Genomic DNA, 16,600 nt, shown 5'->3' on the forward strand with positions numbered 1-16,600 from the left:
AAGACGCCTCATTTGAGGTCACCTGTCGTATCTAGCTGCTTGCCGGACCACTATGTGAAGCGAGCGCTATTGGCTGCCTCTGCGATGCGGGAATTGGCAGCGGACGTCTCACGATCAAACAGGCATCTGCTTGTAGAATTCTTTTAATCGTGAAGCGGCGCGAGTGCGCTATCCGTTGAGGTGAGCAAGGCCGGCGCCCTGGGTGAGCGCTGGTGTCGGGTGGTGGAAAGTACAGGGGGAGCTGTGTGGCCCCCTCTTTCTCGGCCTCGACGATGTGCGAAGGAGCCTGTGCGGCGAACGGGCCGACGCCCCAGGCTCAGAACCTGGGCGAACCTAACTCCCGCCAAAGGACAGCCCAGAGCTGGATACACGAAAGAGATACTGAACCCGCGAATCAGATTCTGATCAATCGTCGTGTCTGAGCTCCGCTCGGCTCTTACGGAGATAATCGCGCGGCCCGGCAACGGCCGCGCGTGCCGCGGGCGTGAGCTTTGCGCTTCGTCAGAAGTGCCTCGAGCGTGACGACGATAATTGACCAGCCATATGGAACGCATTCGCCCAGTTATCCAAAGCGTGGATACCTTTCATCTAAACAAAGGATTTTACCGTTTTTGCTGCAGGTCCCATAGAAGCGCTTCAAGTTGGAAAGATAGGTAGTTCCGATGGTTGCGTTGGATCCGAGGAGCATCATCTGGTGTGCGGGGCGTACAAAGTCAGTCGCATCTGCATTGCGGCTTGGTCTTTCGGCGGTCTCCACAAGTTACGCCCCGTTGGCGCGACGCCAATTATTTAACCAATGCTTGGACATTTATCTCAACCAGACAGCTACAAGGTGAGGTCTTCCATGCGCCCGAATGTCGAGTGGAAGTTGTGCTGGGAAAATGAGTTGCAACTGGCCGACCATGTCGAACTCTCCGACTTTTTTCGAAAGACCTATGGACGGACTGGCGCCTTCAACGCGGAGCCATTCGAAGGCGGCCGCAGTTGGGCCGGCGCGAGGCCGGAATTCCGCGCAATCGGCTACGACGCGCATGGGGTAGCGGCTCACATCGGCATGCTGCGGCGCTTCATCAAAGTTGGCGAGGTCGACTTGATCGTCGCTGAATTGGGCCTGTACGCGGTTCGTCCGGATCTTGAAGGGCTCGGAATCGGTTTTTCGATGCGCGTGGCGTACCCAGTGCTCCATCAGTTGGGTGTTCCATTCGCTTTCGGCACGGTTCGGCACGCGCTGCGAAACCATGTCGAAAGATTCTGCAGAGCCGGCCTCGCGAACATTGTGTCGGGCGTTCGCGTACGGTCGACCCGTCCAGATGTGCATCCCGACCTGCCGCCCACGCGCCTGGAAGACGTACTCGTGTTGGTTTCGCCGATCGGACGCTCGATGGACGAGTGGCCGTCCGGTACCCTGATCGACCGGAACGGTCCGGAACTATGAAGCCTCTGGACTACATATGCGAAGGGCAGAGTGACAATGCCGATGGCATTGCAGAGCGCAGCGTCTATCTGACGTTTGACGACGGTCCCAATTCATTTTTCACACCGCAGATACTCAATGTGCTGGCGCAACATCAGGTGCCGGCGACCTTCTTCGTTGTTGGGGCCTACGCGGCCGACGAGCCGGAACTCGTTCGCCGAATTATTACAGACGGGCACGGTATAGCCAACCACACGATGACTCATCCGGACCTGGCTAAATGCGGGCCCGTCGAAGTCGACCGCCAGATAGTTGAGGCAAACAGAGTCATAGGGATGGCTTGCCCGCAGGCCATGGTTCGGTACTTTCGTGCACCGTATGGCATCTGGACCGAAGAAGTAATCGCTGCATCAGCGGGTGCGGCATTGGCGCCCGTCCATTGGTCCATTGATCCACGCGACTGGTCTCGCCCCGGCGTTGACGCCATCGTCGACAGAGTGCTCGCCGATATCCGGCCGGGCGCAATCGTGCTGTTGCACGACGGGTGCGCTCCCGACGAATTGCAACCAGGCAATCAAGCCAGTCTGCGCGACCAGACGGTGACAGCGTTGTCACGCCTAATTCCAGAATTGCACGGCCGCGGATTTGTAATCCGATCACTTCCTCAACATCCCTGAACAAACAGAGATCCTATGGACCTTCTCACCACAGCCAGTACTGTTGCCGTTTCGTCTTATGCGGTGCTCTCGACTGTTTACAGAGGCATGCAAGCGGTCTACTCCCAACCGGAAAATGTTACGCCGCCGTCGGAAAGCTTGTTCGGATCCGACCGTTGGCCGAGCGTGGATGTCATCATCCCCTGCTACAATGAGGACCCGCGCACACTCGCGGCGTGTTTAGCTTCCATTGCAATTCAAGATTACGCCGGAACATTTCAGGTCTATCTGGTTGACGACGGTTCTGGAAATCGTAATGCCGTCATCCCGGTACATCACGCCTACGAGGGCGACCCGAGATTCAATTTCATTCTGCTCCGCGAGAATGTTGGCAAACGCAAGGCGCAGATCGCCGCCATCCGCCGCTCATCTGGAGATTTCGTGCTCAGCGTCGACTCTGACACGACACTTGCGTCCGACGTCATCACGAAGCTTGCAGTAAAAATGCGGGATCCCATGGTCGGAGCGGCCATGGGCCAGCTGACGGCATACAACCGCAGCGACACTTGGTTGACCCGATTGATCGATATGGAATACTGGCTGGCTTGCAATGAGGAGCGCGCGGCACAAGGTCGCTTTGGTGCGGTCATGTGCTGCTGCGGCCCATGTGCAATGTACCGCCGGTCTTGTCTCCTTTCTCTGCTGGATCAATACGAGACGCAGCTGTTCAGGGGGAAACCAAGCGACTTCGGTGAAGACCGTCATCTTACGATCCTCATGCTGAAAGCAGGCTTTCGAACCGAGTACGTTCCAGGTGCCGTCGCGGCGACAGTCGTTCCGGACAAGATGGGACCTTATTTGCGCCAACAACTCCGCTGGGCACGAAGCACTTTCCGGGACACGATGCTTGCGCGAGGTCTACTGCGTGGCCTGGATCGCTATCTAACTTTGGATGTGATGGGAGAGAATCTCGGCCCATTGTTGCTCGGCATCGCGGTAGTAACGGCGCTCGGTGAGCTACTATTTTCACATACAGTAAATTGGTGGACGGTGCTGGCTATTGTCACGATGACCATAATCAGATCTACAGTGTTATCTTTCCGCACTCGGCAGCTTCGATTCATCGGCTATTCAATGCACGCGTTAATCAGGATATTCCTGTTGATCCCCTTGAAGGCTTACGCCCTGTGTACATTGAGCAATAGCGATTGGCTGTCGCGTAAAAGTGTTCCCCTGCCCAACAGGAGCACAAAGGAAATCACAAGCGCGATGCCGCTTGCCGGAGCAAATGCTGCGGGCAATTCTGGAATTGCGGAGTCACTTCATACTGCAGATCTTTCGCTCACAGCTGGTGAAGTCTGACGGCCTTGCAGCGCCGAGTGACCGAGTAAGTTGTGTCAGTCGACACGGGGTGAAGCTTGTCGAGTTACCTATGGTCAGATCGGGAACTATCTGGAAGCGACACCTGGCACCTTGACGTTAATTCTTTGGCGGAAGCGATACACGCGTCGCTCCGGCCGCGACTTTCCAAAGGTGCCATCTCAAGGCGGTGGCCTGCTCTGAACCAGAATTCGTAAGTAAGCTGCCGGTGGCCAATCGGACTCACTTCCGCTTGAGATAGACGCATGTCCAATGTAGCAATCGACCTTACCGGCGTAACCAAATTATTCGGGAACAAGCTCGTTGTGGACGGGCTGTCCTTCACCGTTGCATCGGGAGAGTGCTTCGGTCTGCTGGGGCCGAACGGCGCAGGCAAGAGCACGATTGCGCGTATGCTCCTCGGTATGACCCGGCCTGACGCGGGTGATATAACAGTCCTCGGTCTACCAGTGCCGGCACGCAGCCGCTTGGCCCGCAAGGGCATAGGCGTGGTCCCGCAGTTCGACAATCTCGACCTGGAATTTACGGTACGTGAGAACCTGTTGGTGTTCGGGCGCTACTTCGGCATGAGTACAAGAGAGATCAACGCCGTCATCCCACGGCTCCTCGAGTTCGCTCGCCTTGAGAGCAAGGCGGATTCACGTGTCGGCCTGCTATCCGGCGGGATGAAGCGGCGCCTGACGCTGGCACGTGCTCTGATCAACGACCCCCAGTTGCTTGTGATGGATGAGCCCACGACCGGCCTCGACCCGCATGCCCGCCATCTGATCTGGGAGCGACTTCGTTTCCTGCTGGCGAGCGGAAAAACGATCATTTTGACCACCCATTTCATGGAAGAGGCTGAGCGGCTTTGTGATCGGCTGTGTGTTCTCGAGCGGGGACGCAAGATCGCCGAGGGCAGTCCTCATGCGCTGATCGACGAGTACATTGGGTGCAACGTGATCGAGATCTTCGGCGGCAATCCACAGGAGCTGATTTCGCTGATCAGGCCGTACGTTCAGCGTATCGAGGTAAGCGGCGAGACGCTCTTTTGCTATGCGCCTGATCCGGAGGATGTGCGCATCCAGCTTCGCGGTCGAGCGGGTCTGCGTATTCTGGAGCGTCCACCCAGTCTGGAGGACGTTTTCTTGCGGCTAACCGGACGTGAGATGGAGAAGTGAGCAATGGGTGAACGTCTTGCGGCCGCTCTACCCGCCAACGCCTGGAACTGGATCGCGGTGTGGCGCCGCAATCATTTGGCATGGAAGAAGGTGGCATTTGCTTCAATGCTCGGCACCCTTGCTGATCCGATGATTTACCTTTTCGGGCTCGGCACTGGCCTTGGACTGTTGGTAGGCCGCATCGAAGGTGCATCCTACATCGCTTTTCTGGCAGCCGGCATGGTTGCGACAAGCGCGATGACAGCATCGACCTTCGAAACAATTTACGCGGTTTTCGGTCGAATGCGGGATCAGGGCACTTGGGAAGCAATCTTGCACACACAACTTACCCTCGGCGACATCGTTCTCGGTGAATTGACCTGGGCAGCCACAAAGGCCTTTCTGGCCGGTACGACAATTGCGATTGTTGCCGCCGCGCTAGGTTATGCCGCGTGGACGTCGGTTCTCTACGTGCTGCCGGTCATCGCTCTCACCGGGTTCGCCTTTGCGAGCCTGGCCATGCTCGTCATCGCGCTCGCGCCCAGTTATCACTATTTTATTTTCTATCAGACGCTTGTCATCACACCCATGCTGTTCCTTTCGGGCGCGGTTTTTCCAGTCGGCCAATTGCCAGGAGTGTTTCAGCAGATTGCGGCCTTCTCGCCGCTGGCGAATTCTATCGATCTAATCCGTCCGGTGATGCTCGGCCGCCTGGGCGACAATGTAGGGCTGCATATAGGCGCACTTTGCATGTTCGCTGTATTGCCTTTTTTTCTGTCGGCTGGACTGTTTCATCGACGACTAATGCGTTGACGCTTACCTACGCCCATCAACGAGAAGGAGGTCCGCAATGCCCGATTGCAAACTGCCCACAGCGGCCCGGAGGCATGCGTGTGCCAGGAATCGCGAGTGGTACAACAACGCCGAAGCCGGGCGCCACCCAGCCGCTGCAGGCACGCGCCCATCTTCGCGACCACACCTCGGAGTACAGGCTGAGTGGTGAGGCGCGGACCCACCCGGAGCGTTCAAGCGATAGCAGCCAAGCTTCTTGTGCGCGTCCCCAGACCGTCGCGGCCATTATTTAGTTGGATACACATGCAATGACCCACAACGAACCAACTCCTGAGCCTTTTGTGATCCTTGCTATGCCAAGGACCGGAACACACTATTTAGAAGAATTGCTAAACGAGCATCCGACCGTTTTGAGTAACGGTGAGTTGCTAAACGAATATGATCCCAATTGGCCCAGCACGGATCGCCTGCTAGGCACGGATCGCGAGCTTCTTGAGCTTGCCTATGTGCGCTGCCCTATGCGCGACTACAAGAATGTGACGCATCTTGGCTGCAAGATCAATGAACCTCAGTTTCGCGAGCGTCCAGCATTCTTTGCGGAATTAGCTCGTTGGCCAGCACTCAAGGTCATCCTCGTTGTTCGCCGAAACGTATTGGAATCGCTCCGATCCTTTGTGCAGGCCAGGGAAAGCGGTCAGTGGCTGAAGTTCAGGTCGGACAACGATACCGCTCGGCCACCGAGCGTCAGGTTGTCAATCGCTGACTGTGAGGCTTATTTCAAAGCCGCCGACGATTTTCACGCTCGCGTTATGGAATCCTTCACGTCGACCAACCTGCTTGTAATGGAATACGAGAGCCTTCTTCACGGACCTGCCCAATGCTTGGGAGCGGTTTGGGATTTCCTGGGCGTTCCAGCGCTTGAGCCATCAGATAACGCCATCCTGCAGCGCCAGGAAACGCGACCGCTGGATCAAACGGTGGAGAACTTTGACGAGTTGCGGATTCACTTCGCACGGGGACCTTATTCAAGATTTTTTGACCTCGGAGATTCAATGCGCTCCTACGCTTAATCGCTTGTACCGCGTGCTCTGATGGGCGTGTAGGATATCCTGCAGTTTGCGCGCATTCCGTCGCAAAACTGACAAACCAAAGTCACCAAGACGACAGAGATATCGGCCGGCAGTCGATCTGCGGCAGACATCAAAGACACGGCCGCAAGGCGACCTGGTCAATTCCCTCTCTGGCGAAGCACTTCTTCAGACGCGATCTTTGGCGAGCCTTGAGTGCAAATTCCGGCAAAGGTGGAGGGTTCCAGTGCGCAACCCGCACCAATCTCGCTGGACGGGACAGGCCTCCAGTTGGCACGGCGCTTGCTCCGAGATGACAGCAGCGCTCGACCGGAGCGCAGCATGGGAGAAGGAGGAGCCCCCACCCCGATCCGGTCAGGGAGAGAGAAACGGTGTTGGTTCCAAGAGTCCCCCGCGCGATCGCAGCGCCCCGCAAGCCCCATTTTGCCCGGACCTACGTGCAGGTGCTTGCCGCCATAGTCCTGGGAGCCGCAATTGGCTACCTCTATCCGGAAACCGGCCAGAGCCTGAAGCCGCTCGGCGATGCCTTCATCAAAGTCGTCAAGATGATTATCGCACCTGTCATCTTCCTGACAATTGCGACCGGCATTGCCGGCATGAGCGATCTGCAGAAGGTCGGCCGAGTTGCCGCCAAGGCGATGGTTTATTTCCTCACCTTCTCGACACTTGCACTCGTTGTCGGACTGATTGTCGCGAATATCGTTCAGCCTGGCGCCGGCCTCAACATCGATCCGGCCTCGCTCGATGTCCAAGCCGTTAAGGGCTATGTGGCCACGGCTCACGAGCAGTCCGTGACCAGCTTCCTGATGAACATCATCCCATCAACCATTGCCAGTGCCTTCGCGGAAGGCGACATCCTGCAAGTCCTGTTCTTCTCGGTCCTGTTCGGCATTGCTTTGGCGATGACCGGAGAGACGAGCAGGCCGGTCGTTACCTTTCTCCAGGCGCTTACCGCCCCCATTTTTAAGCTCGTCGGCATTCTGATGAAGGCTGCACCCATCGGCGCCTTCGGCGCAATGGCCTTTACGATCGGCAAATACGGAATCGGTTCGGTGGCCAACCTCGCGATACTGGTCGCGACGTTCTATCTTACCGCCTTCCTCTTCGTGTTCGGGGTTCTCGGCGCGGTCTGCCGCTACAACGGCTTCTCGATCTTTTCTCTCGTCCGCTACATCAAGGACGAGCTGCTGCTTGTCCTGGCAACGTCCTCCTCGGAGGCCGCGCTGCCCTCGCTAATGGAGAAGATGGAGAAGGCCGGCGCCGCCCGTTCGGTCGTAAGTCTCGTCATCCCTACTGGATACTCATTCAATCTGGACGGTACCAATATCTACATGACGATCGCCGCCCTCTTCATCGCCCAGGCGACGAACACAGATTTGTCAATTGCCGATCAGATCCTCCTGCTGCTAATTGCGATGCTTTCCTCGAAGGGTGCGGCAGGCGTCACCGGCGCCGGCTTCATCACATTGGCCGCTACTCTCTCTGTCGTGCCGAGTGTTCCCGTTGCCGGAATGGCTCTAATTCTTGGCGTGGACCGCTTCATGTCGGAATGCCGCGCGCTGACGAATTTAGTCGGTAATGCGGTGGCATCGCTCGTTGTCGCTCGCTGGGAAGGCGAATTGGACCAGTCACGGATGGAAACCGCTTTCCGCGGTTAGGGTTACATCAAACTGGCTCCCCGCAAGCAAGATCGCAACAGCGCGACGTGTAAGTAGCGGCCTTGACACAACAGTCGAATTGCCAGCCTCCAAAGAGCGCTGGAAATAGAGTACTAACGCAGTGAGTAATACAACATCATGAAGCCCCTAAGCAAACGAACGGTTCACGGAGACTCATCTGGGTGCGCATGGAGCGCTGTTCGTCGAATGCGCTATCCGCGGGGTGGGGGAACTATTTCAGCTTGCCGCCCCAAGCCGTCGCGGGAGCGCACCGGATGATGGAGGACCGGCCGATCAGAATCGCTAGGGGAAAGCGCGTCACAATAGCCGATCTCGCCCGCGAAGCCGGAGTCAGCGTAGCAACAGTCGATCGGGTTCTGAACGTCCGCCTTCCGGTGCGAGAGGAGACCGCCCAGCGGGTCCATGCGGCCGCGCACGCGATCGGCTATCATGCTGCCGGTCTCATCAAACAGCGCTTGCAGCAGCACCTGCCGCACTACAAGCTGGGCTTCATCTTGAGAAAACCTACCCACGATTTCTACCAAGATTTCGCTCGCAAGATCGAAGAGTCGGTCAGTATGGCTAAATCCTTCCACGGCCTTCCGATCATCGAGTTCGCGCAGTCACATTTGCCGCGTGACCTGCTCCCGCTTCTTAAGGACCTTGGGAGCCGCTGCCAGGCGATCGCCATGGTGGCGGCCGATCACCCGAAAATCACAGCATCAGTCGAGGAGCTCAAGGCGAAAGGTATCCCGGTATTTTCGCTGCTATCCGACTTCGCCGATGGCGTGCGCGAGGGCTACATCGGCCTCAACAACAGCAAGGTCGGACGGACTGCCGCTTGGGTGTTTTCCAAGGCCGCAAAACGGCCCGGCAAGGTGGCGGTGTTTGTCGGAAGCCATCGCTTCCAGGCGCATGCGACGCGGGAAACGGCCTTTCGTGCGTATTTTCGTGAGAACGCGCCAAAATTCGAGGTGCTTGATGCGCTCGTGAACCTTGATGAACGGCAGCTCACTTACGAAAAATTGCTGGATCTTATGCAGCGGGAACCAGAGCTCGTCGGCTTCTATATGGCCGGCGGGGGGATAGAGGGGGCAATTTCCGCGCTCCGAGAAGAGGGGAGCGGTCAGGATCTCGTCGCGATCGTGAGTGAAATGACGCCGCAGTCACGTGGGGCGCTTGCGGATGACATCTTGACGATGGCGGTCGGCACGCCAATGCGCCGACTTTGCCAGGAGCTGATAATGGCAATGGAGCGGGCCATCAAAGCCGGCGTCGCGGAGAGCCCGGGGCAGACATTTCTGCCGTTCGACATTTATCTTCCGGAAAATATTTGACCTTGATGGATTTCTATCATGAGCGCCCATTTTCCTTTCACCGATGAAAGGAAAGCTCGATTGACTCGGCCGTCTCTGTCCGATCTGTGAACCGGCGTGGTTCCGTCTTGAAAGAAGCCGGATGCCGAAATGGCAGCCGCGCTTCATGGAAGGAAAGTCAAGCAATGCGCCAGGTATCGCCCCGCTTTGCACTCGATCACATGGCGGCGCCCCGCCTTGACGTCAGTGCGCTTTTCGCGCTTGCCCGTGACCAAGGCCTGACCGACGTCCAAATCCGTTACCCTCATTTCAGCAATCCTGTCGCACGCGGCATTCCGGCTGCGGACGTTCGGTTTGCCGCTACCGAAGCGGGCGTCACGATCATCTCTGTCAACGCCTTGCAGCGGTTCAACGACTGGACTCCAACGCGTCAGGCCGAGGCAAGCAACCTCGCCGATTATGCGACGGCGTGCGGGGCGGAGACGCTCGTGTTGGTGCCGGCCAACCGCAGCTCGTGGCCCACCAATAGCGAGCGCCAGGACAATCTTCGTTTCGCTCTAAACGAGATCAAGCCAATCCTCCAGTCGCGGGGTCTGATCGGTCTCATCGAGCCGCTGGGTTTCCGAACCTGCTCGCTTCGATCAAAGAAGGAAGCGGCCGAGGCCGTTGCCGCGGTTGATGGCCAGTCCGTCTTTCGCCTCGTGCACGACACGTTCCACCACACCCTGGCCGGGGAGACATGCCTGTTCTGCGAGCTTACCGGCCTGGTGCACATTTCAAGCGTAAACGACCCGACCTTCTGGATTTACCCCGATCGCTTTCTTGCAGGTTCCGACAATGGCAGCCAGATTCAGGCGCTGCTGGATGGCGGCTACGCGGGACCTTTCTCGTTCGAGCTGGTCGAGGAAGTCCATTCTCTGGACGATCTCGCAGGCGCACTTGCCGCCAGCATCGACTTTATCCGGCGAGGGCTATTGTCGTCAGAGTAGATGGTGACAGCAGTAGTGACTATAGGTGCGCCTGAATTTTCCGTGGGTTCACAGCGGGGCAGCCATCCGAGATGCCTCCTGTATCATTATTTCCCGCATCCAGATGCTTGCCGGATCGCTATTGTGGAGGGCCGGCCATTGGAGGGTCTCGGTGAATGTGGGAAATGGCAGCGGAAGTTCGATAACCCGCAGGGGGAACGTTTTTTCGAAATGCCTGACCAGCCGTAAGGGCATGGTCGCTATACGAGCTGTGCCGGACACCATAGGTGGAATCATGCTGAAGCCCTGCACGGCGACCTCGACACGTCTCTTAAGGCCATGCTCAAGCAAAAACCATTCCTCGATAGACGGCTTCATCGTACGCCCGAACCTGACCGCGACGTGCCTCATCGACATGTATCTCTCGAATGTAAGCTGCTGTGGCAGCTGCTTGTTTGTGGGACAGCCTACGCACACGAGCTTCTCGTCAAACAGCGCAACGCTTGAATGCACACTCGACGTGAACATATCCGGTAGAATTAGAAAATCGACGTCACCGCGCCGGAGAAGCTCATCGGGGCTATCGTCGACAGGCAGCAGTTCGAAGCTGACGGCGGGGGCTTCCCGTGAAATACGCTCCACAAGCTTTTCGAAAAACACGAGCGTGACGAAATCGGAAAGAATGATCCTGAAGAGGCGATCGGCTCGAGCTGGGTCAAACGGATCCGAAGAAATAATCGAGCACTGGATGTGCTGGAGAGCGTCGCGAACTGCGGGGGCAAATGCTGCCGCACGCGGGGTTAGAAATCGTTCGCGACCTCTTATCGTAAACAGTTCATCGCGGAAATAATCGCGCAGTCGGGCGACGGCCGCACTCATGGCGGGCTGACTCAGGTTGATCCTGCGTGCCGCCGCCGAGAGATTACGCTCCGTCAGGAGTGCGTCGAGCACAACGAGGAGATTTAGATCAAGTCCTTTGAAACGCATGTCATCAGCCATCCATGGGATGGATGCCTTTAACCGAAACAAACGACTTTAACAATTTAGCATTCTTGCAATCTTTTGTCGCAAAAAGTTTATGATGGATGACGTTAAGGTCCGACATATGAGCCGCGTGATCTGCCGAAGCGAGCAATCGTTCGTACTGTGCAGGTCAGAGATTGGCAGTTTGAAACGCCGGGCCGATGGCGCCGGGCTATCAACCAGCGTCTTCGGCGGCCCCGACCTAGCTAGGCGTGGAACCTAATAGGGTGCACCCTTCCAGTCCGAGGCGACTGATGGGCGGTTTGATCCTAAGCTGCCGTGAGGCCTGTGCCAATTGTATCGGCGAAGCCAATGCAGCAGTCCGGCAGCGTTTTTGAGAGCTGTTGTAGGCTCGGCCTAAGCCCATTGGCGCAAGCCTGTCTGAACGAAGCGCTTGGCCTTGCCGCTATCCGGTATGTGATCTGTGGTGCCTTTTCGTCCTGCTGTTCTGGTTTTGGACCCTTATGGTGAGCCCATCCGGGACGTGGGGCACCGGGAGCACAAAGGTGCAGGCAGGCCGTCAATAGACCGTGGGCTGAGAGCCCGAACTCGTTACATGGCCACCCCTCGCGACTTTCCCGGATGCGCTGCGAGCGCGGATCAGTAGATGTCGTGTTGCCCGCCAGCTCCCGTCTTTGACCGAGCCAAGAAGGAGGAACGGGCATGCTTATCATCGGACTGGATATTCACCGCGCCTTCGCCGAAGCAGTGGCATGGGAGGAGGGCAGGCTCAGGCGACTCGGCCGCGTCGACATGCGGCGCGATCTGCTGGCGGCGTTCGCCGCGAAGCTGTCGCCGAACGATGTCGGGGTGATCGAGGCCACCGGTAACGCGACGTCCGCTGCAGCTGTGGTTGCGCCGCATGTGAAGAAGGTGGGGATCGCCAACCCGAAACAGGTGTTTATCGTTGCCTATGCCAAGATCAAAACGACGATCGACGCCGACGTTCTTGCGCAGCTCTATGCCAGCGGCTTCTTGCCAGAAGTCTGGATTGCGGACGAGCCGACGCAGGCTCTGCGTCGACAGGTGACACGGCGCAATCAGATTGTCCGACAGAGATCTCGATTGAAGAGCGTCATCCAGTCGATCCTTCATAGCCACCTGATCCCGTCCTGCCCGCATGCCGACCTGTGCGGCGCCAAGGGTCGGACCTGGTTAATCGAGCAGGTCGTACCGCAGGACGAGCGCCTCGCGATCGATAGGCATCTGCGCGAGTTCGACCGATTGGGCGAAGACCTCCAGGTCATCGAACGCGATCTTGTCCGCTCGGCTCTCGAGGATGAAGGCGTGAAGCGGCTGATGACCATTCCCGGCGTCGACATCACCGTCGCGCTGGCGATGAAGGCGGCGATCGGCGACGTGTCGCGCTTCGACGATCCGCAGAAGCTCGTGACCTATCTCGGGTTGAACCCAAGCGTCCGGCAGTCCGGCCAGGTCCGGCCTACCATGGGCGGATCACCAAGCAGGGCCGTGGTCATGCGCGCGGCATGCTCGTCGAGGCGGCCTGGGCGGCCGCTCGTGCTCCCGGACCGTTGCGAGCCTTCTCCCTGCGGCGTGCGAGCCCGGCGCGGACAGCATGTCGCGGCCGTGGCAACCGCACGCAAACTCTCTGTCGTGATCTGGCATCTGTTGAGAAGGGCGAGAGTTACGCGTGGGCTCGACCCTCCCTGCATGCCAAGAAGCTTGCGCGATGTGGAACTCAAGGCCGGGAGCAAGGCTGTGCGCGGCCAAAAGGGAGCGCACGCCTACAACATAAAGAGCCACCGGGAAGAAGAGCGCCGCTGGGTGGAGCAGGCCGAGGGCGCCTATGCACGCCTCGTCGCCGGTTGGAACCCACGAGGTCCGAAGAGGGTAGGCACGGATGCCGCAAACGAGGCGCGACGATAGAAGCTGCGCGGCAGGGCTCTCATCTCGGACCCTGCTCTTCGCCACGCGGTCGTCCGTGCGCGACAGGAGAATAGCGCAGATTTATCAAAAAGGCTCTTGTCGATCACATCAGTGGTCTTGGGCGCTGTACGGCCGGGTGAAGACTTTGCAGGTGGCCCGGAAAGCGTTTGACCTGTAGCGAAGCAATTGTCGTCATTACGCGCTCGACCCGGGCGCCCAGCTTGGCATAAGGGCTACGTGGCCTCAGGAAGCGTCGCCAATGCAGACCATGGACGAATTCCCAGCCGATGCCGAGATGCCGGTCGACCGTGCCTGTCGCCGTCCGGTGATGCGATGCCCCCGAGCGGATGAGTTCGCCCCGGTTGCTCCCGGTCACGACGCACGGGTTCGGGTTCCAAGGCGCTCAGTTTTGTTCGCGCCCAATCGGTGTAGGACGCGGCAGAAATACGAGCGTGACGAAATCGGAAAGAATGATCCTGAAGCGGCGATTCGGTAGAGCCGGGTCAAACTATCCGACGAAATAAACGAGCACTGGATGGGCGGGAGAGCGTCGCGAACTGGAGGGCAAGAGCTCCCGGACGCAGCGTTAAGTTTGAATACCTCCGCGGACATGGTCGCGAGCTCATCGCGCAAATAATCGAGCAGCCGAGCGCCGGCCGCACTCATGACCGGCTGGGCTCGGTTAATCCTGCATGCCGCGCCCATGAGGTTGCGCTCTGTCGGGAGTGCGTCGAGCACAACGAGGAGATGTAGTTCACGACCTTTGAAACGCGTGGTCAACTATCCAAAGTGTGGATGCCTTTCATCGAAACAAACGATTTCATCAATGTTCTGGAATCCTGCATGGGCAGAAGCACCTGACGGACACCGATGCCCCACTGCCTCATGGCGTGGCGAGCGTCTTAAGAAACCGCCCGAAAGGAGATTTTTCATGCGCTCTACCGGGCAGTGGAGTGCTGGGAAAGGGAGTTGCAACTGACCGGCCATGTCAAACTGTCCGACTTCTTCCGAGCCTATGGACAGACTGGGAGACGCGCACGGTGTAGCGGCTCACATCGTCATACTGCACCTACGCCACACACCGGCCGGACCTGATCCGGCTTTATGAGCATTGGGCTTTGTCAGACGCACAAGCGTCGTGGCTATTTTCGCGACGCGGCGCGCCTCAGGAACTGAGCCGCGTCCAGGTCGAAACGCGGGAAAGAAAGACAGGAAACAGAATGGCCGATCAATTCGCAACGGACGTCATTGCCCTGATCAAGAAACGCGCCGAGTCGGAGAGCGGTGAGGGAATGCCTGCGTCATTCGTCGGCGAGATAACAATCGCCACGGAACTGGACGCGCTCGGGTTCGATTCGCTGGGTTTGGCGGACGTCCTCTGGGATGTGGAGCAGGCCTACGGCATCAAGATCGACATGAACACGGCCGATGCCTGGTCCAATCTCAAGAATGTCGGCGACGTCGTGGAAGCCGTCCGCGGCTTGCTTGCGAAGGAGGCTTGAATGGACAGGCGCGTCGTTATCACCGGAGTGGGCGGCCTGTGCGGACTGGGCACTGACGCCGCCTCTATGTGGAAAGAGATGCGCGAAGGCCGCTCCGCCATCGGCCCGCTCGCCAATTCCGAGCTTCATGACCTGGAGGGCATGACCGGCGCTGAGATCAAGGCGCTGCCCGAGCACGACATCGATCGCAAGCAGCTCGTCTCTATGGCCCGCTTCAGCTTGCTCGCCGTGCTTGCAGCGCGCGAAGCCATGCGGCAGGCCGGACTTTCCTGCGACGAAGGGAATGCCCATCGCTTCGGCGCGACAGTGGGCGTCGGCGGCTTGGGCTGGGATGTAATGGAGGAAACTTACCGGGCCCTCCTTTTGGACGGCGCGAGGCGAGTTGGCATCCTCGCTGTACCCAAAACGATGCCAAGCGCCGCCGCCGGCCAGGTGAGCTTGCGCCTCGGCTTGCGCGGGCCGGTCTTCGGGGTGACCTCCGCATGTGCCTCGGCCAACCATGCGATCGCCTCGGCGGTGGATCAGATCAAGCTGGGCCGGGCCGACGTAATGGTTTCCGGGGGCAGCGACGCGCCGTTCGCATGGGGCGTGCTGAAAGCATGGGAAGCAATGCGCGTGCTTTCACCCGATACCTGCCGGCCCTTCTCCGCCGATAGGAAGGGCCTGGTGCTGGGCGAGGGTGCGGGCATGGCCGTGCTGGAAAGCTACGAGCATGCCACGAGGCGTGGTGCCACAATTCTTGCCGAGATCGCCGGCGTCGGCCTTTCCGCCGATGCCTTCCACATCGCCGCGCCATCTGTCGAGGGGCCAGCGTCGGCGATGCGCGCCTGCCTTGCCGATGCCGGGCTGAATGCCGAGGACGTCGACTACCTCAACGCGCACGGCACCGGTACCAAGAGCAATGATCAGACTGAAACGGCGGCGATCAAGCGTGTGTTTGGAAACCACGCTTATTCGATGTCCATCTCTTCCACCAAGTCCACGCACGCGCATTGCCTCGGCGCAGCGAGCGCGCTTGAAATGATCGCCTGCGTGATGGCAATCCAAGAGGACGTCGTGCCGCCGACCGCCAACTATCGCGAGCCAGATCCCGCTTGCGACCTCGACATCACACCCAATGTGCCGCGCGAGCGCAAGGTGCGCGTCGCCATGAGCAACGCCTTCGCCATGGGCGGCACGAACGCAGTTCTGGCATTCAGGCAGGTGTAGAAGCCATGCAAGACGCCTCATTTGAGGTCACCTGTCGTATCTAGCTGCTTGAGGGGCGGGGCATTGTGAAACAGGGGGAGCTATGTGGCCCCTCTTTCTCGGCTCGACGATGTGGAAGGAGCCTGTGCGGCGAAACGGGCCGACGCCCCCAGGCCCAGAACTTGGGCGAAACCAACTCCCACCAAAGCACAGCCGCTTTAGTAGCCGAACAATGAAGCCTCGCTCGACGAGCCGCCGCCTCTACTGTCACGCGGTTGAAGCGAACAGCGCAGCGGCTACTGTTTCCCGCACAACTCGGACGGCAATTGGGACAAGTCCGCACATGTCGTCACGTACGCTGAACGCCGCAGGTACAGCCAAATTGGGGGCGGGGCGTTTCTGCCGTTTTGATAGAATTCTATCAAACTGACAATTTTCCTTGCACGAATGCAAGGAGAGCTCGATTGACTCCCCTCCTTTCTTGTCAAGGATGGGTTTGCAGGCTGCGGTGCGGCAGAAGCCGGACAGAACGGCGACCGGTCGAGTAAAGGCCTGCGCAAACAAGCGCGCATATTGCGGGCGCCCGCAC

At 58.6% G+C, this 16,600-nt stretch carries 13 protein-coding genes and 2 pseudogenes; 12 read left to right on the forward strand and 3 right to left on the reverse strand.

Annotated elements, in window-relative coordinates; genetic code table 11:
• Nucleotides 1-844: 844 nt before the first annotated feature.
• The 9 genes from EJ075_RS15875 (at nt 845) to EJ075_RS15915 (ending at nt 10,432) form a co-directional block, all read left to right on the forward strand.
• Nucleotides 845-1,435: a NodA family N-acyltransferase gene (locus EJ075_RS15875; RefSeq protein WP_063169401.1), complete on the forward strand. Its 591-nt coding sequence runs from the start codon at nt 845-847 to the stop codon at nt 1,433-1,435.
• Nucleotides 1,432-2,091 (forward strand): chitooligosaccharide deacetylase NodB, encoded by a 660-nt coding sequence (gene nodB / locus EJ075_RS15880; RefSeq protein ID WP_091600617.1) that lies wholly within the window; start codon nt 1,432-1,434, stop codon nt 2,089-2,091. Before EJ075_RS15875 ends, nodB begins: the two co-directional genes overlap by 4 nt.
• 15 nt (nt 2,092-2,106) lie before the next feature.
• Nucleotides 2,107-3,432: a chitooligosaccharide synthase NodC gene (gene nodC / locus EJ075_RS15885; RefSeq protein WP_095488116.1), complete on the forward strand. Its 1,326-nt coding sequence runs from the start codon at nt 2,107-2,109 to the stop codon at nt 3,430-3,432.
• Nucleotides 3,433-3,695: 263 nt separating this feature from the next.
• Complete coding sequence (nodI, locus tag EJ075_RS15890; RefSeq protein ID WP_029356623.1) at nt 3,696-4,610, forward strand: nodulation factor ABC transporter ATP-binding protein NodI; 915 nt, start codon at nt 3,696-3,698, stop codon at nt 4,608-4,610.
• 3 nt (nt 4,611-4,613) lie between these two features.
• On the forward strand, nt 4,614-5,402 hold the full coding sequence (locus EJ075_RS15895) for an ABC transporter permease (RefSeq protein ID WP_095517113.1): 789 nt from the start codon (nt 4,614-4,616) through the stop codon (nt 5,400-5,402).
• Between the two features lie 287 nt (nt 5,403-5,689).
• Entirely contained in the window at nt 5,690-6,451 is a 762-nt protein-coding gene (locus tag EJ075_RS15900; RefSeq protein ID WP_126104967.1) for a sulfotransferase domain-containing protein, read from the forward strand.
• Nucleotides 6,452-6,843: 392 nt separating this feature from the next.
• A complete protein-coding gene (locus EJ075_RS15905; RefSeq protein ID WP_210326678.1) occupies nt 6,844-8,127 on the forward strand; it encodes a dicarboxylate/amino acid:cation symporter in 1,284 nt (427 codons plus the stop codon).
• A 275-nt stretch (nt 8,128-8,402) separates the two neighbouring features.
• Entirely contained in the window at nt 8,403-9,464 is a 1,062-nt protein-coding gene (locus EJ075_RS15910; RefSeq protein ID WP_051695606.1) for a LacI family DNA-binding transcriptional regulator, read from the forward strand.
• A 164-nt stretch (nt 9,465-9,628) separates the two neighbouring features.
• Nucleotides 9,629-10,432 (forward strand): TIM barrel protein, encoded by an 804-nt coding sequence (locus tag EJ075_RS15915; RefSeq protein ID WP_029356612.1) that lies wholly within the window; start codon nt 9,629-9,631, stop codon nt 10,430-10,432.
• Between the two features lie 48 nt (nt 10,433-10,480).
• Here EJ075_RS15915 and EJ075_RS15920 read toward each other — a convergent pair whose 3' ends face one another.
• Nucleotides 10,481-11,398 (reverse strand): LysR family transcriptional regulator, encoded by a 918-nt coding sequence (locus EJ075_RS15920; protein WP_063170390.1) that lies wholly within the window; start codon nt 11,396-11,398, stop codon nt 10,481-10,483.
• 238 nt (nt 11,399-11,636) lie between these two features.
• Nucleotides 11,637-11,842, reverse strand: a pseudogene (locus tag EJ075_RS33625) (integrase core domain-containing protein); the annotation flags it as partial.
• Between the two features lie 255 nt (nt 11,843-12,097).
• Here EJ075_RS33625 and EJ075_RS15925 point away from each other — a divergent pair.
• A complete protein-coding gene (locus EJ075_RS15925) occupies nt 12,098-13,321 on the forward strand; it encodes an IS110 family transposase (RefSeq protein WP_245458168.1) in 1,224 nt (407 codons plus the stop codon).
• Nucleotides 13,322-13,763: 442 nt separating this feature from the next.
• Here the strand turns inward: EJ075_RS15925 and EJ075_RS34150 are convergent.
• Nucleotides 13,764-14,101 (reverse strand): annotated as a pseudogene (locus EJ075_RS34150) (LysR family transcriptional regulator); the annotation flags it as partial.
• Between the two features lie 440 nt (nt 14,102-14,541).
• On the opposite strand from EJ075_RS34150, the gene EJ075_RS15930 reads away from it, so the two are divergent.
• Nucleotides 14,542-14,823, forward strand: a complete 282-nt coding sequence (locus tag EJ075_RS15930) for an acyl carrier protein (RefSeq protein ID WP_029356603.1) — start codon at nt 14,542-14,544, stop codon at nt 14,821-14,823.
• Nucleotides 14,824-16,032: a beta-ketoacyl-[acyl-carrier-protein] synthase family protein gene (locus EJ075_RS15935; RefSeq protein ID WP_126097316.1), complete on the forward strand. Its 1,209-nt coding sequence runs from the start codon at nt 14,824-14,826 to the stop codon at nt 16,030-16,032.
• Nucleotides 16,033-16,600 lie beyond the last annotated feature (568 nt).

Source organism: Mesorhizobium sp. M6A.T.Cr.TU.016.01.1.1, assembly GCF_003952585.1.
In the GTDB taxonomy this organism is placed as follows: domain Bacteria; phylum Pseudomonadota; class Alphaproteobacteria; order Rhizobiales; family Rhizobiaceae; genus Mesorhizobium; species Mesorhizobium mediterraneum.